This window comes from Streptomyces sp. NPDC048650 (assembly GCF_043199095.1).
GTDB lineage: Bacteria > Actinomycetota > Actinomycetes > Streptomycetales > Streptomycetaceae > Streptomyces.
In genome coordinates this window covers 167583-191240 of sequence record NZ_JBICVM010000002.1, presented here as the reverse complement: position 1 = coordinate 191240, position 23658 = coordinate 167583, and the positions used below count along the sequence as shown (strand labels likewise).

Below are 23658 nucleotides of genomic sequence, written 5' to 3'. Positions count from 1 at the left end.
CATCACGCCGGTGGTGCGGGTGGTCAGCGCAGCCGCACGGCCACCGTCACCACGGATCCCGCACCGTCCCCGTCCGCCGCTTCCGCCGCGGCCCCTCCGGGCGCCACCGCGAACCGGTCCGCCACCAGCCGCGCCAGCCACAGCCCGCGCCCCTTCGGCGCCCCGTCCAGCCCCGGCAGCAGCTCGGGAATCACGGCCTCGCTGAACCCGGGCCCCGCGTCGCTGATCCGGCACTCCAGCTCGTCGCCCACCCGCAGCAGCACCAGCCGCCCCGAGCCGCCCGCGTGCTCCACGGCGTTCCCGGCGATCTCGTCCACGGCCAGCACGAACTCGCCCCGCCGCGGCTCGCACAACCCCTCACGGGCCGCGCACTCCTCGACCAGGAGCCGCAGTTGGGGCAGCAGCCGGGCGCTGAAGCGGCGCTGCAGCAGCGGGCGGTCCGCCCGGGAGGCCGCCGTGGAACGGGCCGGATCTGGACTCACCACGGCCGTATCAGCTCCCTCGCCGCCAGCTGCGGCACCTCGTCGGCACCGAGCCGCCGCAGCAGCCGGTGCTGCGCCTGCGCGCACCGCACCTCGACCAGATCGTGGCCCGTCGCGCCCCGGACCAGGGTGAGCAGAGCGGTGGCGCAGCCGACCGACAGGAAGTGCAGCCGGGTCAGATCGACGGCCAGCCGCCGGGCCGCTGCCGTACGGGCCAGCGCGATCTCCAAGGACCTCCTGAACCCTTCCTCGTTGGCGCTGTCCGCCTCGCCCACGAAGCGCAGCGCGTCGTCCGGCTGCCCGCACACCGCCCACAGGCTGCCCAGCCGCTCCAGGAGCACCCGCGGATGCGCGCTCTCCATGGCGGCGACCATCGCGGGCGTGAACCGGCGGCGGTCGTACGCGCAGATCTCGGTGTACGGCCGTCCCGTGAACAGTGCGTCCGCATGGGTCTCACGGTGCGCCACCACGGCGGTGTCCGTGCCGAGCGCGGCCACCCAGCCCATGTCGATGAAGGCCCGCAGGCCCGCATAGCCCTCGGCCGTCGCCCGCTCGGTCTCGGCGCGCAGCCGGCCCATCTGGCGCGCGGCGGTGAACTCCGTGTCCGGCCGGATCACCGTCCGCATGCTGCTGAGCACCAGCTGGCCGCGCTCGCGCGCCAGCGCGGTGCTGCGGCTGGGGAAGTCGATCCGGGCCAGCACCTCTTCCTCGGGCACCTCCGGGCAGGGCAGCACGATCACCTTCTCGCCGCGGGCCAGTCCGAGCCGTACGAAGGCGGTGACGACGTCCCAGCGGACCTCGTCATCGGCGTAGCTCACACACGCGTGGTCCCCGGGCCGCAGTTGCTGGACGGGGAGGAGACGGCCGCTCCTGACGTCTTTCGCAGGCATCGACACGCAGTTCTCGGTCTCCCCCCGTTGCCCGGCCGCCCGTCGCGCGCCCCGGCGGGGCCGCGCCCGACCCGTCAGTCGAGTATCTCGAACGGGTCGCCGATACGGATCGTGCCGGACCCGCGCGGGATCAGATTCTGGCCGAAGAGCAGCCGGTCGCCGAAGCGGCGGTGCCGCCCGAGCGTGCGCAGCGGCTCCTTCCCCCGCTCGGCGGTGTGCTGGTCGGTGGTGGTGACCACGCAGCGTGCGCTCGGTTTGGCCACCTGGAAGATCACCTCGCCGATGCGCACCCGGTGCCAGTCGTCCTCCGCCCAGGGCGCGGTGCCGTCCACGACCACATTGGGCCGGAAACGGTTCATGGGCAGCGGGCCCTCATCGGCGTGGTCGCCCTGGGCGATGAGGGAGTTGAGGGCGTCCAGCGACGAGGTGGCCGTCAGCAGCAAGGGGTAGCCGTCGGCGAAGGTCACCGTGTCGCCGGGCCGGGAGTACGCCGGGTCGACGGGCCGGCGGATCTCCGGGGCGTCGAGATGCACCAATTCGGCCTCGACGCCCAGATATTCGCGGAACCACGCCGCCGCCTCCGGGGCCGCGGGCACCGCTTCGATCTTCTCCCGGAAGTGCTGGACCGGGACGGTCGCACCCGGCGCGGGCACCTCGACGGTCAGCGGTGCCATGCCGGGCGCGGTCAGCCTGAGGCCGCCCGTCGCCAGCCCCTCGGCGTGCGCCGACGCCATCTTCGCCTGCTGCCGCTGGGTCAGCAGCTTGCGCCCCGCGTCCACCACCATCCAGCGTCGGTCCCCGGCGAGCCCCCACGGCTCCACGACCGCCTCGCCGGGACCGGACCCCGCAATGGACTTGATCGGATAAAGGTGGATCGCTCGGAGTGCAGGCTTGGGCATGGATCCATCCTGCCAGCCGCCTCCGACAGCGGAACGGACGGCCGGGTCGGCACCCGCTGCGCCTCCGCCCGGCGCCGGTCGTTCAGTAGCCGCGCGGGTACTGGCGGCCGCCGTACGGGTCGTCGTAGGGAGAGGGCGGGCGAGGCGCCGCGGGGCGAGGGGCGACGGGGGCCGCCGGGCGCATCGCTTCGTATCCCGTGCTGTTGCCCGGGGCGGGGCGCTGGGGCTGCTGCTGTTGGTGCTGCGAGGGGTAGCCGCGGACACCCGCCTGCTGCGGAATGTACGGCGCAGGTGCCTGTTGCAGCGGGGCGACCGGCTGTGCGGCGGCGCCGGGGTAACCCTGGGCCGGCGATGGGTGGGAGGGCGCCGCCGGGAGCGCGGGCAGGGCCGAAGGGAGCGCCGGCAAATACGACGAACCCGTGTCATAGGGAGAGGGATTGACCCGGATCGGGGCGATCTGCGGAGTGCCGCGCTCGGCGACGAGGCTGTCGTAGATCGGGGTGTCCGGGAACGACGGCGAAGCGTAGTAGCCGCCGTAGGTCGAGCGGGGGGAGGTCATGCCTCATAAGTTAAGCCCACGATGTGCCGATTGGGGAGCCTGAAAAGAGGGTTGTTTTACGTGTTGTGAGCGGTCCTCGATCCTCAATGCGAGCGAACTTGCGGAAATCGGTCGCGATTGACCGTAGGAATCGTGTAAAGACCCGCCTTCCCGCAGGTGGACGAGGGGCGTTCGGGAGGGCCCGGGCCAAGTAGGTTGGGAGGCGCCACCACTGAAGGGGCGCGGAGGACGAGAGGAAGTCACGGCGATGTCGATGCTCAAGGGCGGCAATGTTCCGGTTCCGGCCTCTGCGGTCCGGGTGGAACTGGGCTGGCAGGCCCCTCCCGGCACTCCGGATGTGGACGCCTCCGCCCTGCTGCTGGTGTCCGGAAGAGTCCGTGACGACGCGGACTTCGTCTTCTACAACCAGCCGGCGCACGCCTCGGGCGCCGTACGCCACGAGGGCAAGCGGCCGGCCGGCGGCGCCATGGCGGACGGTCTCACCGTGGACCTGGCCGCCGTCGAGCCAGCCGTCGACAAGGTGGTGCTGGCCGCCTCGGCGGACGGCGGCGCCTTCGGCGGCGTCCCCGGCCTGCACATCCGGGTGCTGGACGCGGCGAGCGGCGCGGAGCTGGCCCGCTTCGACAGCCAGGACGCCACCACCGAGAGCGCCTTTGTCCTCGGCGAGCTCTACCGCCGCCAGGGCGCGTGGAAGTTCCGCGCGGTGGGCCAGGGGTACGACACCGGGCTCGCGGGCCTGGCCACCGACTTCGGTATCAGCGTGGCGGCGGAGGCGCCGGCCCCGCCGGCGCCGCAGCCTCCCCGGACACCGCCCGCGGCCCAGGCGCCTCCCGCGGCCCCGCCCGCTCCGCCGACGGCCCCGCCGCCCGCCGCGCCCCCGCTGCCGACCGGTCAACCGGCGGCGTCAATCCCCCCGCCCCCGGGACAGCCTGTTCCGCCGCCCGCACCCGCTCCCGTTCGTCTGACGAAAGTCACCCTCACGAAGGACGCACCGGCCGTCTCCTTGACGAAGCAGGGCGGCACCTCGGGCGCGATGCGCGTGAACCTCAACTGGACCAGCGCCAAGGCGGGCAAGCGCCTGACCAAGAAGCTCGGCCGCAAGGCGTTGGAGGCCATGGGCGCCCGCGGCGCGCTGCTGCCGCAGTCCGGCGAGCTCGATCTCGACCTGTGCGCGCTCTACCAGCTCACCGACGGGGCGGCGGGCGTGGTCCACCCCCTGGGCGGCAACTTCGGCGCCCTGCACGCCCCGCCGTACATCCAGCTCGACGGTGACGACCGCACCGGCGCCGTCGCGGCCGGCGAGAACATGACCATCAACCTCGACCACCAGGCCCGCATCAAGCGCATCCTGATCTTCGTCACGGTCTACGCCGGCGCCCGCAGCTTCGAGGGCCTGGACGCGACGGTCACCCTCCAGCCGCAGCACGGCGCGCCCGTGGACTTCGCGCTCGACGAGTGCCGGGTTCCCTCCACCGTCTGCGCGCTGGCCCTGATCACCAACACCGGCAGCGAACTCGTCGTCCAGCGCGAGGCCCGCTACCTCGTCCCCGAGCCCGGCGTCAGCCCCCAGCGCACCATCGATCACGCCTATGGATGGGGCCTGGACTGGTCCCCGGCCCGCAAGTGACGCCCGCCGCCGGGCGGCCCGCTCACGGTGCCCCGTAGGTCCGGCCCTTCCACGCCGCCCCGCGGCCGCGGTAGTGCTGGACCGCCGAGTCCAGGGTCATCAGCAAATAGAGCAGCGCGGTGAACGGCAGCAGCGGGGCGGTCCACGGCTGCTGGCGGTAGTAACGCAGCATCGGCAGATAGGTTCCGCACATCACCGCCCAGGCGGCGCCGCCCAACGCGGCCGCCGTCGCCCGCCCGGTGGCCAGTCCCGCCACCAGCGTGACGGGCGGCGCGAGATACACCAGCGCCAGGCCGAGGACCGTGCCCAGCAGTACCGCCGGCCGGTGCCGCAGCTGGGCGTAGGCGCTGCGCGAGACCATCCGCCACAGCTCGGCCAGCCCCGGATACGGCCGCACGCTGTCGACCCGGTCCGCCAGCCCCAGCCAGATCCGGCCGCCGGACCGCTGCACGGCCCGCGCCAGCGACACATCGTCGATCACCGCGTGCCGGATCGCCTCCGGGACGCCCGCGCGCACCGCGGCCTCGTCCCGCAGCAGCACGCACCCGCCGGCCGCCGCTGCGGTCCGCGCCCCGGGCCGGTTGACCCACCGGAACGGATACAGCTGCCCGAAGAAGTACACGAAGGCCGGCACGATCAGCCGCTCCCAGAACGTCACCACCCGCAGCCGCGCCATCTGCGAGACCAGGTCCAGCTCCGCCGACCGGGCCGCCGCCACCAACTCCCGCAGGCTGTCCGGTTCGTGGGCGATATCGGCATCGGTCAGCACCAGATACTCCGGCGCCACCCGCTCCCGCGCCAGCGCGATCCCGTGCCGGACGGCCCACAGCTTGCCCGTCCACCCCGGTTCGGGTTCGCCGGGCGAGGTGACGCACAGCGGCAGCCCGCCCCCGCCCGCCGCCAGCTCCCGGGCCACCGCGCCTGTCCCGTCCGAGCTGCCGTCGTCGACGAGGAACACCGTGGCGCGCCCCGGATACTTCTGCGCGAGCAGCGACGGGAGACTCTGCGGCAGCACCGCGGCCTCGTCCCGCGCCGGAACCACCACCGCGACCGACGGCCAGCGCTCCGGATCCCGGCGGCACGGCAGCCGTACGTCCGTCCGCCAGAAGAAGCCCTGCCCCAACAACAGCCACACCCAGGCCAGCAGCGACCCGGCGCCGATCCACTCCATCGCTTGCACGGCCGCAGTCTGCCGCACGACCCCGCCGCCCGCCCGGATACCGGCCCGCGGGCCGGTATGACTAGTCGGGAGCGGGGGACGGTAAAGTGTCCGGGTGAAGATCGCGCTCATGGACTCCGGTAACGGTCTGCTCGCCGCGTCCGCCGCGGTGCGGCGACTGCGGCCGGACGCCGACATCGTGCTCTCGTCCGACCCCGACGGCATGCCCTGGGGCCCGCGCACCCCCGATGACGTCACCGCGCACGCGCTCGACGTCGCCCGCGCCGCAGCCGCGCACGAGCCCGAGGCGTTGATCGTCGCCTGCAACACCGCGTCGGTGCACGCCCTGCCCGCCCTCCGAGCCGAACTCGAACCGGCCATCCCGGTCATCGGCACCGTCCCCGCCATCAAGCCCGCCGCGGCCGGCGGCGGCCCGGTCGCCATCTGGGCCACCCCCGCGACCACCGGCAGCCCCTATCAGCGCGATCTGATCGGGCGCTTCGCCCAGGGCGTGGACGTCGCCCAAGTGCCCTGCCCCGGCCTCGCCGAGGGCGTACAGGAGGCGGACGGCGCCGCGATCGACGCCGCCGTCGCCGCCGCCGCTCGCCGCACCCCCCGCGAGGTCCGCGCGGTCGTCCTGGGCTGCACCCACTACGAACTGGTCGCCGAACGCATCCGTGCCGCCCTCCAGCAGCCCGGCGCCCCTGCCCTCGTCCTGCACGGCTCCGCGGAGGCCGTCGCCGCACAGGCGCTGCGCCGTATCGGCGTCGACCCCGCACCGGCGGCCGCCCCGACCGGCGGCCTGCACGTCATCCTCAGCGGCCGGCCGTCGGCACTCCCGGCCGTGGCACTCGCGTACCCGGAGGGCCGGCTGCTGGCGGAGAGCGGCGGCCCGGCGGAGTCCGGCGCCTCCTTGGTGGCGGACGCGGCCGTCCGCCGCTGACCCGGCCACGGCAGCCGCCGGCGGACCGCACACACGCTGCGCGAAAGACGCTGTCGGCGCACTGCCGCGACGTGCGAAGGCGCGTACGCTGCCTCCCATGAGGGACCACCCCCACGAGGGGGCAGCCGCCCCCGAGGACGACCTGAGTGCCGACGGCGCCGACAGCGGCGCGCGTCCCTTGAACGGCGCCCACGCGGACATTCCCGAGGTCTGGCACGGCAGCGCCACCAACCGCGTCCAGTGGCTCCTGGCCGCCGTCGGTGCCGGCTGCCTGGCCCTGGGCATCGAGCTGGCCGTCGACAGCCCCTGGACCTCGGGCCTGACGCCCCTGGTGATGTCGGTGGTCGGCTGTGTCGCGGCCGGTCTGCTGGTGCTGTTCGGCACGCTCCCCTTCGTCCATGTCGCGGTGCGTGTCGAGCGGGACTACCTGGAAGTGCGGTGCGGCCACATAGGAGTGCCCCGCCGCCGGATCTCCCTCGACCTGGTGGTCGGCGCCGATTTCGACCCCCGGATCACGCCCCGCCACTGGGGCGGCTGGGGTCATCGCTGGCGCCCCGAACAGGGCACCGCCGTGGTGGTCCGCCGCGGTGAGGGCCTGGTCCTCCGGCTCGGCGACGGCTGCACCTTCACCGTCACCGTCGACGACGCCGAGGGCGCCGTCCGCTGCATCCGCCGTCGTCTGAGCCTGCGCAAGGGGACCCCGGCCGGAGCCTGAGCCGCCGGGGGCGCGTACCCGCGCCGCACCGCTTCCGTCCCGTAGGGTCGATGCATGGCAACCCCCGACTTCATCCGTGACATCCGCGCCGCCGTCGGCCGGCAGCTTCTGTGGCTGCCCGGTGTGAGCGCGATCGTGTTCGACGACGAGGGCCGGGTTCTGCTGGGCAAGCGGGCGGACACCGGGAGCTGGGCGGTGATCGGCGGCATCCCCGAGCCCGGTGAGCAGCCTGCCGAGACCGCGGTGCGCGAGGTGTACGAGGAGACGGCGGTACGGGTGGTGCCCGAGAGCGTCGTCCTGGTGGAGGCGATGCCGCCGACGCACTACCCCAACGGCGATGTGTGCCAGTTCATGGATGTCACGCTGCGGTGCCGGGCGATCGGCGGCGAGGCGAAGGTCAACGACGACGAGTCGCTGGCGGTCGGCTGGTTCGCGCTGGACGCACTGCCGTCGCTCGACGACTACGCGATGACCCGCATCAAGCGGGCGGTGGAGGCCGGGCCGACGTGGTTCCAGGGGATGGGGGAGGAGCCGCGGGAGTAGCTCCCGGCCCCGGCCGACAAGGGCGCCGTTCCCGGCCCCCGCCCGGAGCCGCTCAGAGCTCCTCGTTCGACGGTTCGTCCATCGGGTCGCCCGTCTCCTCGGGAAGGCTCGGCAGCTGGGACCCCTCCGGCACTCCCGGATCGTCCGGGCCCTGGGGCCCGGTGTCCGCACCGGACGGCTCCTCGGTGTGCATCTCCCGCCGGTCCTTGCCGCAGGTGCTGATCCAGGTGCCGGTCGGCCCGCTCTCGTACCGGCAGAACCAGCCTCGTACGGCCACCGACCCCGGGCTCTCCCCGTCCTGCTGCGGCGCCCGCAGAAAGAACTCCGCCATCACGTCGTGGGCCTCTTCGCAGCCCACCGTGCCGCCCGCCCCCGGGTCCGCGAAGAGCGCGACGCTCTTGGCCTTGCCCAGCGCATCGGGTATCTCGCCGCAGCTGACCGGCTGGCCCGGGACACCCGCGGACGGTTCGGACGAAGGGGAACCCGTCCGGGAACCTCCGGGAGCGGTCCCGCCGGCCGGCTGCTCCCCACGCTCGTCGGGGCCCGCGCATCCGGCGGCGAGCGCGAGCAACACGGTCGGCACGGCGAAGAGCCTACGCATGATCGGACTCCCTTGGGTCGCTCGCCCGGAACCCCCTGGCCGGACTCCCTTGCGGCGGTGATCCGCTGACGGTGCGCTGCGTCGTCTGACGCTAGGAGCCCCATGAGGGCACGGCGATCCGGGACGACTGTTCGGGTGACCGGGGTGCTGCGGAGGCCGGGAGTGGAGGGTGCGGCGGGGCAGGGGCCGTCCGAGGATCGGTCATGATCATGGCCGCCGGCCACCTGGCGCGTCGTCGCCCAGGCCGTACGGTCCCGGCCGCCGGAGCCGACAGAGAGCCCCGCGCCCCGTCTCCGACGGGCGGACCCGCGAGCAGGGGCGACGGTCTCACCTGTCCGGTCGGCGGCCGGGCGGGTGAAAACCGGCCGCAGGCTGTGATCCGTGGGGGTCCGGGCGCCTTAGACACACCGATGGCACCTGTGACCCGCTCGTCGTCGGCGGCGGACGGTGATCCGAGGCCGTCTCCCGCGCCGCACCTTTCCAGGAGTCCCGTATGCCGCACGCCCCGCACGGCCTTCCCCGCCCGGTACGCAGCCCACCCGGCACCGGGCTGTCGTCGCGCCGGCGGCCCCGCCCCGTTCCGTGGCCGGGGCGCGGCGAGCCGAATCGTCCGGCGGCAGCGTCCGTACCCTCCGGGCCCACCCCGCTTCCTTCCCTCCAGAACAGAGCCGCATGACCTCCTCCTCCACCCCCTCGGCCCCTACCCCCGCACAGCTGTGCGCGGATCTCCCCGACCCGGCGGCGCTCGGCCTGATCACGTCGGGGAGCGATGCCGGCGCCCCGGTGGTCAGCGCCTTCACCGGCCGGTACCTCACCACCGTTCCGGCGTCCGTCCCCGCCGATGTCCACCGGGCCGTCGGCCGGGCCCGCGACGCCCAACAGCAGTGGCGTACCGTCCCGTTGCCGCGCAGGATCGGCATCCTCAGGGAGCTGCGGTCCCGCTTCCGGGCGGAGCGGGACCTGCTGTCGCCCGCCCTGGTGCACGGCTGCGGGCTGAGCGGGGCGGACACCGCGGCCGAACTCCACGCGGCCGACCGCTACTTCCCGTCCTGCGAGACCGCGGCCCGTGCGCACTTCCGCCGCTACCGGCTGACCCGGCCGCAGCTGACCGGCCGCGTCGCGGGGCGCCCGCCGGTCCCGGGACACGCGGTGGTGACGTCCTGCACCGATGACGCCCGCCCCCTGACGTCCCTGCTGGAGGGCGTCCTCCCCGCCCTGCTGTGCGGCACCTCCGTCATCACCAGGCTGAGCGCCCGTACCGCGGTCGCCGCGCTGCGGGTGGCGCAGCACGCCCGCGCCGCCGGACTCCCGGACGGCGTCTGGCAGTTCGTGCTGCCGCAGAGCGCGGACGCGGTCTGGGCCCTGCACGCCGTCCTCGCCGAACACACGGACGCCCGGGCCCCGCAGTGCTGCCCGTCCGCCGCCGGGCCGCAGGAGGACGTCCTGGCCCCGCCCGGGCTGCTGGCGGTGCGGCATGACGCCTCCGTGCCCGCCGCCGTCCGGGCGGCCGTGCCGGCCTGCTTCGGACGGGCCGGCCGGCTCTGCGCGTCCACCTCGCTCGTCGCCGTGCACCAGAGTGCCTGGACGTACTTCGAGAGCGCCTTCACCGCGGCCGCACTCCACTACGCGGCCCATCCCGCCAGCCGCACCGCGCTGCCCGCCACCGACGGCGAACGCGGCGCGGCCTGGGTCCGGGCCGCCCGGGTCTGCGGGGCGCGCCCGGTGCTCGGCCATCCCCGACAGTTGGCACCCCGTCCGGACGGGCTCTGGCACCCCGTGGTCCTGGCGGCCACCTCCTGGGACGGTGCGCCGGTCCCCGCCGTCCCGCGTGCCCCGGTCGCCCTACTGCTGCGCTACACGGCCTGGGCCGAGGTCCTGGACCTGGCCCGGCACACCAACCGTCACCTGGGCATCTTCACCCGCACCCGGTTCTCACCGCTTCCCGCGCATGTGTCGGGCCTGCCGGCCGAGCACATCACGCTCAACGCCGCACCCGGCTCCGGGCTGTCGCCCCGGCAGGCGCTGCACATCCTGCAGCGGCCGGCCGGCGTGTACGGATGATCGGGTGGCGTCCGCCACGGGGACCGGGGCCACCGTGCGTCGATCGGGCCCGGGACCGGGCGCGACCACCTGTCGCGACCATCCGTCGCGACGGGATCCGCACCGCGGTCCGTCGGCCCGTGTCCGGCTCTCCGGCCGGCTCGTCTACAGTGATGTAGACCTTGGGGCCGCCGGAGTCGGCCCTCGGCCTCGCAGCCGTGCGATTCTTCGGCCGTCGCCGCAGGTGCCACCGGCCCGTACCGCAGGGCGGCCGCCGGCGCCCGCGCGACGCACCCACGCCCACCCGCCCCCCTTCCCGGAAGTGGACTCCATGAGCGCGATCACCATCGGCCAAGCCCTCGTCCTCGGAGCCGTCGAGGGGGTCACGGAATTCCTCCCCGTCTCCTCCACCGGCCACCTCAAGATCGCCGAGGGGCTGATGGGGATCCCCGTCGACGACACCTCCGTCGTGGGCTTCTCCGCGGTCATCCAGGTGGGCGCGATCGCGGCGGCGCTCGCCTACTTCTTCAAGGACATCGTGCGGATCATGGGCGCGTGGTTCCGCGGTCTGCGCGATCGTGAGGAGCGCTACCACCACGACTACAAATTCGCCTGGTGGGTCATCTACGCCACCATCCCGATCGTCGTCGTCGGGCTGGCCGCCAAGCCGCTGATCGAAGGGCCGCTCGCCTCCCTGTGGGTGGTGGCGGGCTCGCTGATCGTCGGCAGCGGCGTGATGTGGGCGGCGGACCAGATGGGGCGGCACAAGCGCGGCGAGGACGACACCTCCCTCAAGGACGCGATGTGGGTCGGGTGTTCACAGATCCTGGCTCTCCTCTTCCCCGGCTTCTCCCGCTCCGGCGCGACCATGTCCACCGCCCTCATCCTCGACCTGGAGCGGGTCGCGGCCACCCGTCTGTCCTTCTTCCTGGGTATCCCCGCCCTGACCGGCGCCGGCATCTACGAGCTCAAGGACGCCGTCGGGTCCGGCGCCGCCGTCGCCCCGCTGGCCATCGGCACGGTCGTCTCGTTCGGCGTCGCCTACGCCTCGATCGCCTGGCTGCTGAAGTTCGTGGCGAAGCACTCCTTCAACTCGTTCGTGATCTACCGGATCGTGATCGGCGTGCTCCTGTTCGGGCTGCTGGGCGCGGGGATCGTGGGCTGACGCCCGCTCGGGCCGCCCCGGGCCGGCGCCCGGCACGCCGGACGGTCGCCGGCCCGGGCGACGGGCATGCGCCGGCCGGTGGGGTCCCGGCGCGCCCCCGTGCCGCGAGGGTTACGCGGGCACCCCGGCCGGCGCCGACCAGGCGGCCGGGAGGCGGCTCAGGCTCTGGGTGCGCAGCCCCGCATAGCCGGGGCGGATGGTCTGGTGGATCAGGGCGAGGCGTTCGTCGAAGGGGAGGAAGGCGGACTTCATCGCGTTCACGGTGAACCACTCCATCTCGTCCAGGCCGTAGCCGAACGTGTCGGCCAGGTGCCGGAACTCCTGCGTCATCGTGGTACCGCTGACCAGACGGTTGTCGGTGTTGACGCAGACCCGGAACTTCAGCCGGCGCAGCAGGTCGATGGGGTGGTCGGCGTACGAGGAGGCCGCGCCCGTCTGGAGGTTGGAGGTCGGGCAGACCTCCAGCGCGATGCGGTGGTCGCGTACGTAGGAGGCGAGCCGGCCGAGCGTGACCGAGCCGTCGGCGGCGACGGTGATGTCGTCGGTGATCCGGACGCCGTGGCCGAGCCGGTGGGCTCCGCAGCGCTGCACCGCCTCCTGGATGGACGGCAGACCGACGACCTCGCCGGCGTGGATGGTGACGTGCGCCCCGGCGGACCTGAGGTGGTCGAAGGCGTCTGCGTGGCGCTCGGGCGGGTTGCCCGCCTCGGCCCCGGCGATGTCGAAGCCGACGACGCCGAAGTCGCGGTAGGCAAGGGCCAGTTCGGCGATCTCACGGGAGCGGTCGGCGTGCCGCATGGCGGTCAGCAGGGTGCCGACGCGGATGGCGTGGCCGTTCTCCGCTGCCCGCCGCTCGCCGTCGCGGAAACCGTCGTTGACCGCCTCGACGACCTCTTCGAGGCTCAGCCCGGCAGTCAGGTGCTGTTCGGGCGCGTAGCGGATCTCGGCATAGACGACGCCGTCGGCGGCCAGGTCCTCGGCGGCCTCGGCGGCTACGCGGTGCAGCGCCTCGCGGGTCTGCAGTACGGCGCAGGTGTGCGCGAAGGTCTCCAGGTAGCGCTCCAGGGAGCCGGAGTCGGCGGCATCGCGGAACCAGCTGCCGAGCGCTGCGGCGTCGGTGGTCGGCAGCCCCTCGTACCCCGCTTCGCGGGCGAGTTCGACGATGGTGGCGGGGCGCAGGCCCCCGTCCAGGTGGTCGTGGAGAAGGACCTTCGGCGCCTGCCGGATCTGCTCCTGGTCGAGGCTGCCGGTGCTGACGGTGTGCGCGGTGCTGGGGGAGATCTTGTCTGACAAGTACATGAGGGGGGAGTGTAGTCGCGGCGTTTCGGCACCGGAACGCGGGCCGCCCCGAGGCGCGGGCGGCCCTGGTCGCGGGGGCCCGGTGGGTCAGCGGGACTGGGTCAGCGGGACTGCCACACCGGCAGGGCCGGCGCCCCGGTCGGCAGCATGTACTTGGCCGCCAGGACGGGAGTCCGCCCGGTGTGGACCACCTGGGTCACCAGGACGGCCGGGGTGTCCGCGGGCCGGCCGAACTGCGCGCCGCGGCGACGGCCGAGCATCGTGGCGACCATGGTGGAGGAGCCCTTCAGCGCCATGCCGCGCCCCGATTCCAGCAGCATCCGGAGCATGGTCGAGGGTGCGCCCCGTGCGGCGTCGAGGGCGCGGGCCGGTGCGAGGCCGAGACCGGTGAGCGTCTCGTCGGGGGCCGCCCACTCGTGGGCGAGGCAGGACGGCAGGGCGTTGACCTCGATCATGCTCTCCCAGAACCGGACCTCGCCGTGGGCGGGGAGCAGCAGGTGCTGCGCGGAGAAGTCGGTCGGCTCCTCCATGGTCTGCGCCAGCCGGACGGTGCGGACCGCCTGCCCCGCGCCGAGCAGGTCCTCCATGGGCTTCAGGTTCTCGAAGCCGCGCTGCGGCGGGTGGTGGTTCACGGTGCGGCCCACTCCGCGCCGCACCGTGATGACCCCGTCCTCCTGGAGCAGGATCAGCGCCTCGCGCAGCGCGGGCCGGCTGACACCCAGGTCGGCGGCGAGCCGGGGCTCGGTCGGCAGCTGCGATCCGGGCGGATAGACGTCCTGCTGAATCGCTTCCACGATCCGCTCGTACAGCACGACGACCGGGCGCCGCTGCTGTTGTCTGTCAGCCATGACCGTCTCCTGGGTTGTCATCGCGCCGTCCCGGCTGTCGCCGGCCGGCCGCCCAGCCTACGCATTGCGGCCGCTGGGTGGGGTGTTGCCCACCGGCGAGGGAGCCGGCGCGGCGGGGCGGGCGGCGCGGGAGCGATCTTGACAGTCCTTCGAGTGCACAGGTAGACCAGAGCCTCACCACGTCTTGTCTGACAAGTAAACGTCATGATGTGCAACGGCGCTCCGGGCGCGGCGGTGCCGCCGCCCTGGGCGCGCCCCGAGCCGTACCGCCGCACACATCGGCGCAATCGGCCGGCAGCCGCGGACGCATGGGTCGACCCGCCCCCGTCACCGGCCTCGGGGCCGCCCCGACGCCCCGGGGCCGCCTCGTACCCCCGCCCCGATCCCTCTCCTCCTAGGAGCCGCCATGCCGATGTGCGCCGACCGTCCTGAAAGGCCACGGTCCGACCGTCGTCCCGGCATGCTGCCGGCGATGGTGCTGGCCGTGCTCGGCTATCAGCTCAACGCCACCATGCTCAGTCCGGCCCTCCCCGACGTCATGCACCGCCTGCACACCACCAGCGGGCTCGTCGGACTCTCACAGACCCTGTTCTTCCTGTTCGCGGCGGTCGGGCAGGTCACCCTGGCCCGGCTCAGCGACTACCGCGGCCGCAAGCCGATGATGCTCCTGGGCTGTCTGCTGGTCATCGCGGGCGACATCGCCTGCGCCGCGGCTCCCGGAATCGGGGTGTTCCTCGCGGGGCGCGTCCTCCAGGGCTTCTCCGCCGCACTGTTCACCCTGTCCTTCCTGACCCTGAGCGACACCCTCTCGCCCAGGGGCTTCGGCCGTGCGGCGGGCATCATCACCGCCGTGAACGGCGGGTTCGCGGGGGTGGACGCCGTCTTCGGCGGCCGCCTGGCGGTCACCGTCGGCTTCCGCGGCATCTTCCTCGCCGGACTCGCGGTGTCGGCGGCCGGGGCCCTCGCCGTGTACCGGACCGTCCCCGCCGCGCCGCCGACCGCGACGGGCCGCATGGACTGGCGGGGCACCGCCTTCCTCGGCCTCGGACTGACCGGCGTACTGATCGGCCTGGCGCAGGGGGAGTCGTGGGGCCGGCTGTCCGCGCCCACCGCGGGCTGTGTGGTGGCCGGACTCGCCTGCCTGGTCGCGTTCGCGCTGTCCGGCCGGGGCAACCGGGACGCCGTCATCGACACCGGGCTGCTCGCCTCGCGCCGTGCCTGGCCGCTGCTGGCCACGACCGTGCTGACCCTGGCAGGAGCCTTCGGGGCGCTCACGCTCACCGTGCCGCTGTTCGCCCAGGACCCGCAGGCCGGTTACGGCATGAGCGCGACCCACTCGGCGCTGCTGTTCGCCACCCCGGCCCAGGCCCTCGGTGTGATCGGCGCTCCCCTCGCCGGCATCCTCGGACCGCGGATCGGCTGGCGGCGCAGCGTGGTCATCGGCTCCGCGGGCTCACTGGCCGCCTTCGCCGTCGCGGTGCCGTTCATGACCTCCCAGTGGATCCTGGTGGCCGCGCTCGCGGTGCTCGGGATCACGTACAACGGGCTGAGCATCACCGCGGTCAACGGCCTGGCCGTCGTCTCGTCCCCGGCGGACCAGAAGGGCGCGCTGCCCGGCCTGAACGGCGCCTGCTTCGGCATCGGCGCGTCGCTGGGGACGGCCCTCGCCTCCGCCCTGATCACGGCGGCAGGGAGCGGGGGCGCGCACGGCGCGGACCGGTACGCGCCCGCCATGTGGGCCTCGTTGGGACTGCTCGCGGCGGCGATGGTGGCGACGGCGGCGATCAGGGCCGTGCCGAAGGTGGAGACGGGGGCGCAGGGGGCCGGTGCGGCCGTGCCCGCCCTGCACGGGTGAGCGCTCCGGCCCGCCCCGCCCGGCCCGCCACGCCTTGCGGGCCCCGCCGGGCGGGGCGGGGCGGAGGAGGGTGTCCGTCCCCGCAGATCTCCGCTACAGCCGCACCGGAAGGGCCTTCAGCCGCCAGGAGCCGGGCAGGGCGGCGCGCTGGAGATCATCGGGCCGGACGGCCAGCGACAGATCCGGATAGCGGGTGAACAGTGTGCCCAGAGCCACCTCGCCCTCCTGGCGGGCGAGGGTGGCGCCGAGGCAGTAGTGCATGCCGTGGCCGAAGCCGACGTGGTTCTCGGCCTGGCCGGCCGGATGGCGGGTGAGGTCCAGGCGCTCCGGGTCGTCGTAGTGACGGGGGTCGAAGTTGGCGGAGACCAGCAGGAGTTGGACGGCGTCGCCCTTGCGGACGGGCGTGCCCGCGAGGTCGATGTCCTCGGAGGCGTAGCGCAGCTGGGTCATCTGGACCGGGCCGCACCAGCGCATCAGTTCGTGGACGGCGCGGGGGAGCAGGCCCGGATCCGCCTGCAGCAGCCGCCGCTGGTCGGGGTGGGTGAGTAAGGCGGCGGTGCCGTTGCCGATGAGGTGGGCGGTGGTTTCGTGCCCGGCGATGACCAGGGTGAGGACCAAGGTGACCATCTCGACGTCGCTGAGCCGGCCGCCGTCGTCGTCGTGTGCCCGGGTCAGCTCGCTCAACAGGTCGTCGGTGAGCGCGCCCCGCCGCAGCCGGATCAGTTCGTGGATGTGGTCGATCATGGCGGGGAGCGACCGGCCGAAGGCATCGGGGGTCAGCGAGACGAGATCCGCGCCCCAGGCACGCCACTGCGGGCGGTCCGCCTCCGGTATGCCGACCAGTTCGCAGATGACGGTGATGGGCAGGGGGTAGGCGAAGTGCTCGATGAGGTCGACGACGCCGTCCTCGGCGTGCTCGGGGAGCCGGGCCAGCAGCTCGGTGGTGATCTCCTGCACGCGCGGGCGCAGGTCGGTGATCTTACGTGCGGTGAACGCGCGGGACACCAGGCGGCGCAGGCGGGTGTGGTCGGGGGCGTCGGAGTTGAGGATCGACCCGAGGAGATAGGGACGCATCTCCTCGGGCAGCCCCATGGTCTCCATCAGCCGGCCCACCGGGCCGTCGTCCGCGGCGTCCAGGGCGGACGTGCTGTTCACGAAACGCTGGTCGCGCAGCACCTCGCGGACGTCGTCGAAGCGGGTGACGAACCATACCGGTGAGTCGTCCAGGAACCGCCCGCGGACCACACGGCCCTGTTCGCGGAGGGCGCCGTAGCCCTTGACGGGTTCGGCGAGCAGCGCCGGCTCCATCACGTTGGGCTCGCCGGGGTGTTTGCCGACGTGCTCGCCAAGGGGGGTGGTGGGCGATGCGGCCATCGTGTGTTCTCCTCAGGTCGGGTGTCGGTCTCCGTCACGCAGCTGCCGGCGCATTTCCTGTGAGCTGAGCTCTTCCAGGTGCTCGTAGAGGCCGATGACCTCGGGGGCGGCTGCGGTCGCTGCCGTGAGCGCGCGGTGGGCGGCGGGGGCGGCGGGGTCGGGCTCCGGGAAGGCCGGGATTTCCAGTGTGCTCCGGAGCGTGTGGGCCAGGATGTCGATCCGTGCCTCCGGGGCGACCGGGGGGCCGGCGTCGAGTGCTTCGAGGGTGAAGAACCCGACGGTCACCGCCGTCAGGGCGTAGTGCTGGTGACGGACGTCGATGTCGTCGCGCACCAGGCCGTGCGTGCGCAGCACTTCGAGGTGGCGGCGCAGTATCCGCTCGCCGTGCGCCACCAGCTCCGCGAGCTCCTGCTTGGCGGTGTCGTTGAGGCGGCCGAGGACGTCGGAGTCGCCGCTCTGGACGGCACGCAGTACCGGGTCGCCCAGGTAGTCGAGGTAGAGCCCGCACATCATGCGGCTCGGCAGGACCTCCAGCGGGTCGGCACGCATATGCGCCAACCGACGCCGCAGGCTCTGCGTCTTGGCGTCGAGCACGACGGCCAGCAGAAGCGCGTCCTTGGTCTTCCAGTGGAGGTAGACCGTGCCCTTGCCGACCTTGGCCCGGCGGGCGATCTCGTCGATCGTCACTCGCCGGTAGCCCCAGGCGACCAGCAGCTCACCGGCGACCTCGAGGATGCGTGCACCACGTTGTGTCTCTACCACGACCTGCGTCTCTCCGGGTTCCTTCTCGGCGTCGTGACCAGATTTCAAATCTGGTCATCGAGTCAAAAGTAGCCGAGGCGGGGGGAGTCGGAAAGCGCTTTTCCGGCCACGAGCGGACGCGGCCGTGGGCAGGTACGGGGCGGGTGCGGGGCGGCTGCGGGACGGGCGCGGCGTGCAGCGCGCGGCATCGTCCGCGTTCCTGATCCCCCGCCCGGTGGCGAGCCCGGCAGCCCGGCAGCCCGGGAGCCCGGCCCCGGGCGGGCCCGGTCGAAGAGCGTGGACGCGCCCGCGGGCACATCCGCACCCCTCGACGCGCTTGGAGGCTCCTCGACGACGGCGCTCCTCAACCCCCGTGCACGCGCCGCGAGTTCGGCCCGTGAGGCCCTCTGGACCGGCACCGCCGCACTGCCCTAGCGTCGGACGGCACTGCCCGCGGCACGTGCCGCCCGATTTCGCCCAGGGAAGCCGAGGACGCGTCGTGACCACCATCCCGCAGCCGCCCGACATCCTCTCCCCGGATTTCGCGGCGGACCCCTACCCCGCGTACCGCGTCCTGCGGGAGCACTACCCGCTCTTCCACGACCCGGGCACCGGGAGCTATCTGATCTCCCGGTACGAGGACGTCCAGCGGGCCTTCCGTGAGCCGGTGTTCACCACCGACAACTACGCGTGGCAGCTGGAACCGGTGCACGGCGGCCGGACCCTGCCGCAGATGAGCGGGCACGAACACGCCGTGCGCCGCGCCCTGGTGGCGCCCGCCTTCCGTGGCCGGGACCTGCGCGAGAGGTTCCTGCCGGTGATCGAGAGCAACGCCCGGGAACTGATCGACGCCTTCCGCGACGCCGACGAGGCCGACCTCGTCGCACAGTTCGCGACCCGCCTCCCGGTCAACGTCATCGTCGACATGCTCGGTCTCGACCGGGCGGATTACGACCGGTTCCACACCTGGTACGGGGCGGTCGTCGCCTTCCTGGCGAACATCTCCCAGGACCCGGACGTCACCGCCGTCGGACTGCGGACCACCGAGGAGCTGGCCGCCCACCTGCTCCCCGTCATCCAAGAGCGCCGCGCCGCGCCCGGCGACGACCTGCTGTCCGGCCTGTGCACCGCCGAGATCGACGGCACCAGGATGAGCGACCGGGACATCACCGCCTTCGTCAGCCTGCTGCTCGCGGCCGGTGGCGAGACCACGGACAAGGCCATCGCGGGCGTGTTCCGCAACCTGCTGGCCCACCCCGACCAGCTCGCCGCCGTACAGGCCGACCGCGGTCTCGTCCCGGCCGCCTTCGCCGAGACCCTCCGCTACACCCCGCCGATCCAGATGATCATGCGTCAGCCCGCGGAGGACGTCACCCTCAGCGGCGGCACCGTGCCGGCGGGCTCCACCGTCACCTGCCTGATCGGTGCCGCCCACCGCGACGAGCGGCGCTACGCCAGGGCCGACACCTTCGACATCTTCCGTACGGAGATCGCGGCGGCGGGTGCCTTCAGCGCCGCCGCCGATCATGTCGCCTTCGGGCTCGGGCGGCACTTCTGCGTGGGCGCGCTGCTGGCCAAGGCCGAGGTGGAGGTCGGGGTGAACCAGTTGCTGGACGCCTTCCCCTTCATGGATTTCGCGGAGGGTGCCGCGCCCGCCGAGGTCGGCGTGTTCACCCGCGGGCCCAGCCGGCTGCGTGTCCGGCTCACGCCCGGCCGCCGCCGCGGCTGACGGGTTCGGTGCCGGGAGCGGGGCGGTGGCCCCGCGCGGACCCTGCCGTTCCGGGCCGCCCGGTCGATGCGCTGCGCCACCGCCCGACCGGTGTCAGACTTGAGGCACCGCACCGGCTGCCGGCGGCCGGTGCCCCCTGCCAGCAAGGGGGAGATTCATGACCTGGGCATCTTGGACCACGATCGGGATCTACGCGCGGCCCGGTGTGGTGCGCACCGTGGAGGCCGGCGTGATCGACGGCGACCTGAGCGTCCACACGACGTGGTCGGAAGGCGAGGCTCATGTGGCGGTGCAGTACACCGGTGCCACCGACTGGTTCACCATGGCGGGCAGCCCGGTCCCCTGCGCGTCGGAGGAGGACAGCCGCAGCTTCCACCAGGCGGTGGTCGAGGCGATGCGCGAAGGCGAGGAGTCCGAGCCCTCGCTGAAAGAACTCTTCAGCCTCTAGTCGTGCTGTCCCGGCACGACTAGAGGGAGCGGGCGGCGCCGCCGTCGATGCGCAGGGAGGCGCCGTTGATGTAGGCGGCGTCGTCGGAGACGAGGAAGCGGGCGAGCTTGCCGATCTCCTCGGTGGTGGCGTAGCGGCCGGCGGGGATCTTCGCCAGGAAGTCGGCGTCCTCGGGCCAGCTGTCGACATAGCCGGGCAGGATGCTGTTCATCCGGATGTTCTTGGCGGCGTACCGGTCGGCGTACAGCTTCGTGAAGCTGCCGAGGGCCGCCCGCAGGCTGGAGTTGACCGGGATGACGCCCAGGGGCTCGAAGGCCGTGTACGACGAGAGGTTGACGAACGCGCCCTTGCCGGCGGCTTCCATGTACGGGGTGACCAGGCGGGCCATGCGGACCACGCTGAGCAGCAGCATGTCCAGGCCGTCGTGCCACTCCTCGTCGGTGACCTCGAGCAGATCGTCGTTCCTGGCGTGGCCCGCGCCGTTGAGGACCGCGTCGATCTGCCCGTAGCGCTCGACGGTGGTGCCCACCAGCCGAGCCAGGTCGTCGGGGGCGGTGAGCGAGCCTACGGTGGCGATGCCGCCCAGCTCGCGGGCGAGGTCCTCGACGGAGTCGCCGATGTCGAGGAGGGAGAGGCGGTAGCCGGCCTTCGCCAGCTCGGTGGCCATGCCCCGGCCGATGCCGGAGCCGGCGGCGGTGACGATGGCGACGGGGGCAGGGGGGGAGGGGGTGCTCATGGGTGGTGCTCCGGTTCCGGGGCGGTTCGGCACGGCGGTGCGGGCCGGCGCCCGGGCAGTGAGGGATCGGTACGTTGGTATGACATTCAACGTACGGTGGTACCGACGGCGGGGCAATCGGAACGGTATGTGATCCCTCGTACAATCGAAGCATGGCGACGTACCACCCCCATCGCGACCAGCTCCTCGTCGAGGACGTCCTGGCGGCCCTCGGCAACTCCGTCCGGCTCGGCATCGTGCGGGAACTCGCCGCGTCCACGGCCGAGCGGACCTGTGGCAGCCTCCCCCTGGAGGTCACCAAGGCCACCGCCACCTTCCACTGGCGGGTCCTGCGGGAGTCCGGGGTCACCCGGGAGCACAAGGTGGGCCGCTACAAGGCCGTGGAGCTGCGTCGCGACGACCTCGACACCCGTTTCCCGGGACTCCTCGACGCCGTCCTCGCCGCCACCCCGCCGCCGGCCCCCGACGGCGCCGCCTGACGACCCGTGGGCGCTACCCGGCCTGTGGGATCAAGTGTCGGGTGAACCAGTCCCGAGCGAGCTCGGCGACCTTGTCCAACGCGCCCGGTTCCTCGAAGAGATGCGTCGCACGGGGCACGACGTCGAGCCGGCTCTCGCAGCGCAGCTCCTCCAGGGCCTGCCGGTTGAGATCGAGGACGAGGGCGTCGCTGCCCCCCACGATCAGCAGGGTCGGCGCGCGCACCTCGGCCAGGTGCGGGCCCGCGAGGTCGGGGCGGCCGCCGCGGGACACCACGGCGCCGACGTCGACGTCAGCGGCCGCGGCGGCCCGTAGCGCGGCCGCGGCCCCGGTGCTCGCACCGAAGTAGCCGATCGGGACGGGCACCCGGCCGTGCAGCCAGTGGGTGGCGTCGATGAGCCTTCCGGCCAGGGTTTCGATGGCGAAGACGTTCGCCCGCTCGGCCTCTTCGGCGGGCATGAGCAGATCGAAGAGAAGGGTGCCCAGGCCCGCCCGGTTCAAGGCCGCGGCCACCCTGCGGTTACGGGGACTGTGGCGGCTGCTCCCCGAGCCATGGGCGAACATCACCACCGCCGCGGCCCCCTCCGGGAGTGCGAGGTCACCGGCGAGCCGTACGCCGCCCGCGGACACCTCCACCGGTTCCTCGACCACGGCCCCCGGGGCCGCGGAAGACCGGCCGGTCACCAGGCCGGCCGCCGCCTCGGCGAGCAGGGCGACGACCTCCTCGTCGGAGGTCTGGGAGAAGTCCTGGTACCACTCGCCGACGGCGGAGAACGACGCCGGAGTGGAGAGGCACACCACCTCGTCCGCCTTGGTGCGCAGCCAGGCGGCCGCATCCGGTGGCGCCACCGGTACGGCCAGCACCACCCGGGCCGCGCCCTGGGCCCGGACGACCTCGCAGGCGGCCGCCGCCGTGGCTCCGGTGGCGATCCCGTCGTCCACCAGGATCGCCGTGCGGTCCTTGAGGGAGAGGCGGGGCCGGCCGTCCCGGAAGCGCCGTGCCTGCCGTGCGAGCTCCGACTCCGCGGTGCGCTCGACGGTCTCCAGGTCGGCCTGCCGGATGCGGCCGCGGCGGACGATGTCCTCGCTGATCACCCGCACCCCGCCCTCGCCGATGGCGCCGAAGGCCAGCTCCCGGTGGTACGGGACGCCGAGCTTGCGGACGACGATCACATCGAGGGGGGCGTGGAGGGCCCGGGCCACTTCGAAGGCCACCGGGACTCCGCCGCGGGGCAGCCCGAGGACGACGGGATCCTCCCCGGCCAGGTGCCGCAGCGCGTCGGCGAGACGGCGTCCCGCATCCGTGCGATCGGTGAGCAGCACAGTCGCGCACCCCCTACCAGGGGAGACAGAAGCCACGTCCACACCTACCTCGAACCAACCGCACCCATCGGTGTCGCGCAAGTCGGGAGCGGCCCGCGCCGCGCCGTGGGGCGCTCCCGGCCACGGTCGGCGCAGGGAGCGGAACGGTGGGACACCGGGGCCCTTCCGCCGGGGCCGGAGCCCGGCGCAGTCGGATCACCGGGGCGCAGGTCAGGACGGGGACGTATCCGCCCGAGACGCACCGGGCGGCCGCCGACACCAGACGCACCGGGCGGCCGCCGACACCCCCGACCACGTCATCGCCCCCTTCGCCGCTCCTCCTGATCTGCTGGAGCCGCCCGATCCGGCGGCGGCCCCGGGTGGCCGGCCTCGGTGGCCAGCTCCTCGATCTCCGCTACCGACCACCGTCCGGCCGCCCCGGGGCACCCCGCCAGATACTCGGCCGTCCGCCGCGCGCTCCAGCCGTGCGCGGCGACGATGCCCGCCGCGATATGGCGCAGATAGGCGGCCGAGGGGGCGTTCGGCGGGACGTCGGCGCAGCGCCACGGCGCCGTGAAGGTGAGGACGGGAATGCCGTCCCGGTGACCGGCGCACACCAGCGTCTCGTACCGGCCGGGGCCCAGCTGTGCCCGACCCCGGCGGAGCGCCTCCGTGATGTCGAGGTCCCGGCCGGGGGCGCGGTGCATCTCCTGGGCCGCGATGTCGGAGAACTGGCCGAGTGTCAGGAGATGGACACGGCAGGGCAGTCGACCGCCCCCGTCCGGGTCGTAGAAGGCACTTCCGCCGGTCCACACCCGGGATTCGGTGGCGAAGTAGAGCAGGCCCGGCAGAGTGGCCGGCTCGCAGCGCCGCGGTGGCCGGGGGTCCCGGCAGCCGGGGTAGCTGCGGCGCCCGCCGGGCGGCCGACCGCCCTCGAGATAGGCGGCCAGCCGGTCGAGGTGCATGTTGGAGCCGTAGGCCGCATACCAGACCCGAGGGGCGTCCGGGGAGCGGGGAGCGGCAGCCGGAAGGGAGGCGCTCCCGTGGCGGAAATGCGGCGCATCGGGACCTGGGCTGCGCGGGGTCCCGTCGTCCCTTCCTGACCCGTCCGCGATGATCACGTCTGCCTTCCTCACCCTTCCCGCATTCTCGGTCTCCGGACTTTCGTCATATCTCCCCGGTAGCCCCCCGGAAGCCCCCGGTGTTCTCCGGCTCTCTTCTCATTC

Annotated in this window: 23 protein-coding genes; 10 read left to right on the top strand and 13 right to left on the bottom strand. The window is 73.5% G+C overall.

From position 1 onward, the window contains the following. Window positions 1-23: 23 nt before the first annotated feature. The 4 genes from ACGFML_RS06610 to ACGFML_RS06595 form a co-directional block, all read right to left on the bottom strand. The gene (locus ACGFML_RS06610) at window positions 24-485 is read right to left on the bottom strand and encodes an ATP-binding protein (protein WP_393540737.1); all 462 of its coding nucleotides are present in this window, start codon (window positions 483-485) and stop codon (window positions 24-26) included. After that, window positions 479-1300, bottom strand: a complete 822-nt coding sequence (locus tag ACGFML_RS06605) for an MEDS domain-containing protein (RefSeq protein WP_393540735.1) — start codon at window positions 1298-1300, stop codon at window positions 479-481. Before ACGFML_RS06605 ends, ACGFML_RS06610 begins: the two co-directional genes overlap by 7 nt. Window positions 1301-1446: 146 nt before the next feature. Further along, a complete protein-coding gene (locus ACGFML_RS06600; protein ID WP_393540733.1) occupies window positions 1447-2271 on the bottom strand; it encodes an MOSC domain-containing protein in 825 nt (274 codons plus the stop codon). An 82-nt stretch (window positions 2272-2353) separates the two neighbouring features. Then, window positions 2354-2830, bottom strand: a complete 477-nt coding sequence (locus tag ACGFML_RS06595; RefSeq protein WP_393540730.1) for a DUF6643 family protein — start codon at window positions 2828-2830, stop codon at window positions 2354-2356. A gap of 247 nt (window positions 2831-3077) precedes the next feature. Here ACGFML_RS06595 and ACGFML_RS06590 point away from each other — a divergent pair, with 247 nt between their 5' ends. Beyond that, on the top strand, window positions 3078-4457 hold the full coding sequence (locus ACGFML_RS06590; RefSeq protein WP_393540728.1) for a TerD family protein: 1380 nt from the start codon (window positions 3078-3080) through the stop codon (window positions 4455-4457). A 22-nt stretch (window positions 4458-4479) separates the two neighbouring features. Here the strand turns inward: ACGFML_RS06590 and ACGFML_RS06585 are convergent, their stop codons facing one another. Beyond that, window positions 4480-5628 (bottom strand): glycosyltransferase, encoded by a 1149-nt coding sequence (locus tag ACGFML_RS06585; protein ID WP_393541660.1) that lies wholly within the window; start codon window positions 5626-5628, stop codon window positions 4480-4482. 103 nt (window positions 5629-5731) lie between these two features. Between ACGFML_RS06585 and ACGFML_RS06580 the strand changes: the two genes are divergently transcribed. From ACGFML_RS06580 to ACGFML_RS06570, 3 genes are all read left to right on the top strand, one after another. Then, window positions 5732-6559, top strand: a complete 828-nt coding sequence (locus ACGFML_RS06580; RefSeq protein ID WP_393540726.1) for a glutamate racemase — start codon at window positions 5732-5734, stop codon at window positions 6557-6559. Window positions 6560-6656: 97 nt separating this feature from the next. Beyond that, window positions 6657-7274: a hypothetical protein gene (locus ACGFML_RS06575; protein WP_393540723.1), complete on the top strand. Its 618-nt coding sequence runs from the start codon at window positions 6657-6659 to the stop codon at window positions 7272-7274. A gap of 54 nt (window positions 7275-7328) precedes the next feature. Beyond that, a complete protein-coding gene (locus tag ACGFML_RS06570; RefSeq protein WP_393540721.1) occupies window positions 7329-7817 on the top strand; it encodes an NUDIX domain-containing protein in 489 nt (162 codons plus the stop codon). A gap of 52 nt (window positions 7818-7869) precedes the next feature. On the opposite strand, the gene ACGFML_RS06565 is transcribed toward ACGFML_RS06570, so the two are convergent. Next, the gene (locus ACGFML_RS06565) at window positions 7870-8418 is read right to left on the bottom strand and encodes a hypothetical protein (RefSeq protein ID WP_393540719.1); all 549 of its coding nucleotides are present in this window, start codon (window positions 8416-8418) and stop codon (window positions 7870-7872) included. Between the two features lie 672 nt (window positions 8419-9090). On the opposite strand from ACGFML_RS06565, the gene ACGFML_RS06560 reads away from it, so the two are divergent. Together ACGFML_RS06560 and ACGFML_RS06555 are read left to right on the top strand one after the other, a co-directional pair. Next, a complete protein-coding gene (locus tag ACGFML_RS06560) occupies window positions 9091-10479 on the top strand; it encodes an aldehyde dehydrogenase family protein (protein ID WP_393540717.1) in 1389 nt (462 codons plus the stop codon). Between the two features lie 310 nt (window positions 10480-10789). Beyond that, window positions 10790-11623, top strand: coding sequence for an undecaprenyl-diphosphate phosphatase (locus ACGFML_RS06555; RefSeq protein WP_393540715.1), 834 nt, complete (start codon window positions 10790-10792; stop codon window positions 11621-11623). 111 nt (window positions 11624-11734) lie between these two features. Here the strand turns inward: ACGFML_RS06555 and ACGFML_RS06550 are convergent, their stop codons facing one another. Both ACGFML_RS06550 and ACGFML_RS06545 read right to left on the bottom strand, forming a co-directional pair. Next, window positions 11735-12922: an adenosine deaminase gene (locus ACGFML_RS06550; RefSeq protein ID WP_393540713.1), complete on the bottom strand. Its 1188-nt coding sequence runs from the start codon at window positions 12920-12922 to the stop codon at window positions 11735-11737. 101 nt (window positions 12923-13023) lie between these two features. Next, entirely contained in the window at window positions 13024-13770 is a 747-nt protein-coding gene (locus ACGFML_RS06545) for a GntR family transcriptional regulator (RefSeq protein ID WP_393540711.1), read from the bottom strand. Between the two features lie 472 nt (window positions 13771-14242). On the opposite strand from ACGFML_RS06545, the gene ACGFML_RS06540 reads away from it, so the two are divergent. After that, window positions 14243-15625, top strand: a complete 1383-nt coding sequence (locus ACGFML_RS06540; protein ID WP_393540709.1) for an MFS transporter — start codon at window positions 14243-14245, stop codon at window positions 15623-15625. 93 nt (window positions 15626-15718) lie between these two features. Here the strand turns inward: ACGFML_RS06540 and ACGFML_RS06535 are convergent, their stop codons facing one another. Together ACGFML_RS06535 and ACGFML_RS06530 are read right to left on the bottom strand one after the other, a co-directional pair. Continuing rightward, window positions 15719-16999, bottom strand: a complete 1281-nt coding sequence (locus tag ACGFML_RS06535) for a cytochrome P450 (protein WP_393540707.1) — start codon at window positions 16997-16999, stop codon at window positions 15719-15721. A 12-nt stretch (window positions 17000-17011) separates the two neighbouring features. Continuing rightward, on the bottom strand, window positions 17012-17761 hold the full coding sequence (locus ACGFML_RS06530; protein ID WP_393540705.1) for a TetR/AcrR family transcriptional regulator: 750 nt from the start codon (window positions 17759-17761) through the stop codon (window positions 17012-17014). A gap of 478 nt (window positions 17762-18239) precedes the next feature. Here ACGFML_RS06530 and ACGFML_RS06525 point away from each other — a divergent pair, with 478 nt between their 5' ends. Both ACGFML_RS06525 and ACGFML_RS06520 read left to right on the top strand, forming a co-directional pair. Next, a complete protein-coding gene (locus ACGFML_RS06525) occupies window positions 18240-19469 on the top strand; it encodes a cytochrome P450 (RefSeq protein WP_393540703.1) in 1230 nt (409 codons plus the stop codon). 157 nt (window positions 19470-19626) lie between these two features. Then, the gene (locus ACGFML_RS06520; protein ID WP_393540701.1) at window positions 19627-19917 is read left to right on the top strand and encodes a hypothetical protein; all 291 of its coding nucleotides are present in this window, start codon (window positions 19627-19629) and stop codon (window positions 19915-19917) included. Window positions 19918-19936: 19 nt separating this feature from the next. Here the strand turns inward: ACGFML_RS06520 and ACGFML_RS06515 are convergent, their stop codons facing one another. Further along, window positions 19937-20653 carry an SDR family oxidoreductase gene (locus ACGFML_RS06515; RefSeq protein ID WP_393540700.1) on the bottom strand — a complete coding sequence of 239 codons (717 nt, stop codon included), beginning with the start codon at window positions 20651-20653 and terminating at the stop codon, window positions 19937-19939. A gap of 152 nt (window positions 20654-20805) precedes the next feature. On the opposite strand from ACGFML_RS06515, the gene ACGFML_RS06510 reads away from it, so the two are divergent. After that, on the top strand, window positions 20806-21132 hold the full coding sequence (locus ACGFML_RS06510) for an ArsR/SmtB family transcription factor (RefSeq protein WP_393540698.1): 327 nt from the start codon (window positions 20806-20808) through the stop codon (window positions 21130-21132). A gap of 13 nt (window positions 21133-21145) precedes the next feature. On the opposite strand, the gene ACGFML_RS06505 is transcribed toward ACGFML_RS06510, so the two are convergent. Both ACGFML_RS06505 and ACGFML_RS06500 read right to left on the bottom strand, forming a co-directional pair. After that, complete coding sequence (locus ACGFML_RS06505) at window positions 21146-22453, bottom strand: phosphoribosyltransferase family protein (protein ID WP_393540696.1); 1308 nt, start codon at window positions 22451-22453, stop codon at window positions 21146-21148. 296 nt (window positions 22454-22749) lie between these two features. Then, entirely contained in the window at window positions 22750-23397 is a 648-nt protein-coding gene (locus ACGFML_RS06500) for a histone deacetylase (RefSeq protein WP_393540695.1), read from the bottom strand. Between the last annotated feature and the right edge of the window lie 261 nt (window positions 23398-23658).

Coding starts and splice junctions, on each gene's coding strand:
- ACGFML_RS06600 (WP_393540733.1), bottom strand. CDS start 2,271: ATGCCCAAGCCTGCACTCCGAGCGATCCACCTTTATCCGATCAAGTCC.
- ACGFML_RS06595 (WP_393540730.1), bottom strand. CDS start 2,830: ATGACCTCCCCCCGCTCGACCTACGGCGGCTACTACGCTTCGCCGTCG.
- ACGFML_RS06590 (WP_393540728.1), top strand. CDS start 3,078: ATGTCGATGCTCAAGGGCGGCAATGTTCCGGTTCCGGCCTCTGCGGTC.
- ACGFML_RS06585 (WP_393541660.1), bottom strand. CDS start 5,628: ATGGAGTGGATCGGCGCCGGGTCGCTGCTGGCCTGGGTGTGGCTGTTG.
- ACGFML_RS06575 (WP_393540723.1), top strand. CDS start 6,657: ATGAGGGACCACCCCCACGAGGGGGCAGCCGCCCCCGAGGACGACCTG.
- ACGFML_RS06570 (WP_393540721.1), top strand. CDS start 7,329: ATGGCAACCCCCGACTTCATCCGTGACATCCGCGCCGCCGTCGGCCGG.
- ACGFML_RS06565 (WP_393540719.1), bottom strand. CDS start 8,418: ATGCGTAGGCTCTTCGCCGTGCCGACCGTGTTGCTCGCGCTCGCCGCC.
- ACGFML_RS06560 (WP_393540717.1), top strand. CDS start 9,091: ATGACCTCCTCCTCCACCCCCTCGGCCCCTACCCCCGCACAGCTGTGC.
- ACGFML_RS06555 (WP_393540715.1), top strand. CDS start 10,790: ATGAGCGCGATCACCATCGGCCAAGCCCTCGTCCTCGGAGCCGTCGAG.
- ACGFML_RS06550 (WP_393540713.1), bottom strand. CDS start 12,922: ATGTACTTGTCAGACAAGATCTCCCCCAGCACCGCGCACACCGTCAGC.
- ACGFML_RS06545 (WP_393540711.1), bottom strand. CDS start 13,770: ATGGCTGACAGACAACAGCAGCGGCGCCCGGTCGTCGTGCTGTACGAG.
- ACGFML_RS06540 (WP_393540709.1), top strand. CDS start 14,243: ATGGTGCTGGCCGTGCTCGGCTATCAGCTCAACGCCACCATGCTCAGT.
- ACGFML_RS06535 (WP_393540707.1), bottom strand. CDS start 16,999: ATGGCCGCATCGCCCACCACCCCCCTTGGCGAGCACGTCGGCAAACAC.
- ACGFML_RS06520 (WP_393540701.1), top strand. CDS start 19,627: ATGACCTGGGCATCTTGGACCACGATCGGGATCTACGCGCGGCCCGGT.
- ACGFML_RS06515 (WP_393540700.1), bottom strand. CDS start 20,653: ATGAGCACCCCCTCCCCCCCTGCCCCCGTCGCCATCGTCACCGCCGCC.
- ACGFML_RS06510 (WP_393540698.1), top strand. CDS start 20,806: ATGGCGACGTACCACCCCCATCGCGACCAGCTCCTCGTCGAGGACGTC.
- ACGFML_RS06500 (WP_393540695.1), bottom strand. CDS start 23,397: ATGCACCTCGACCGGCTGGCCGCCTATCTCGAGGGCGGTCGGCCGCCC.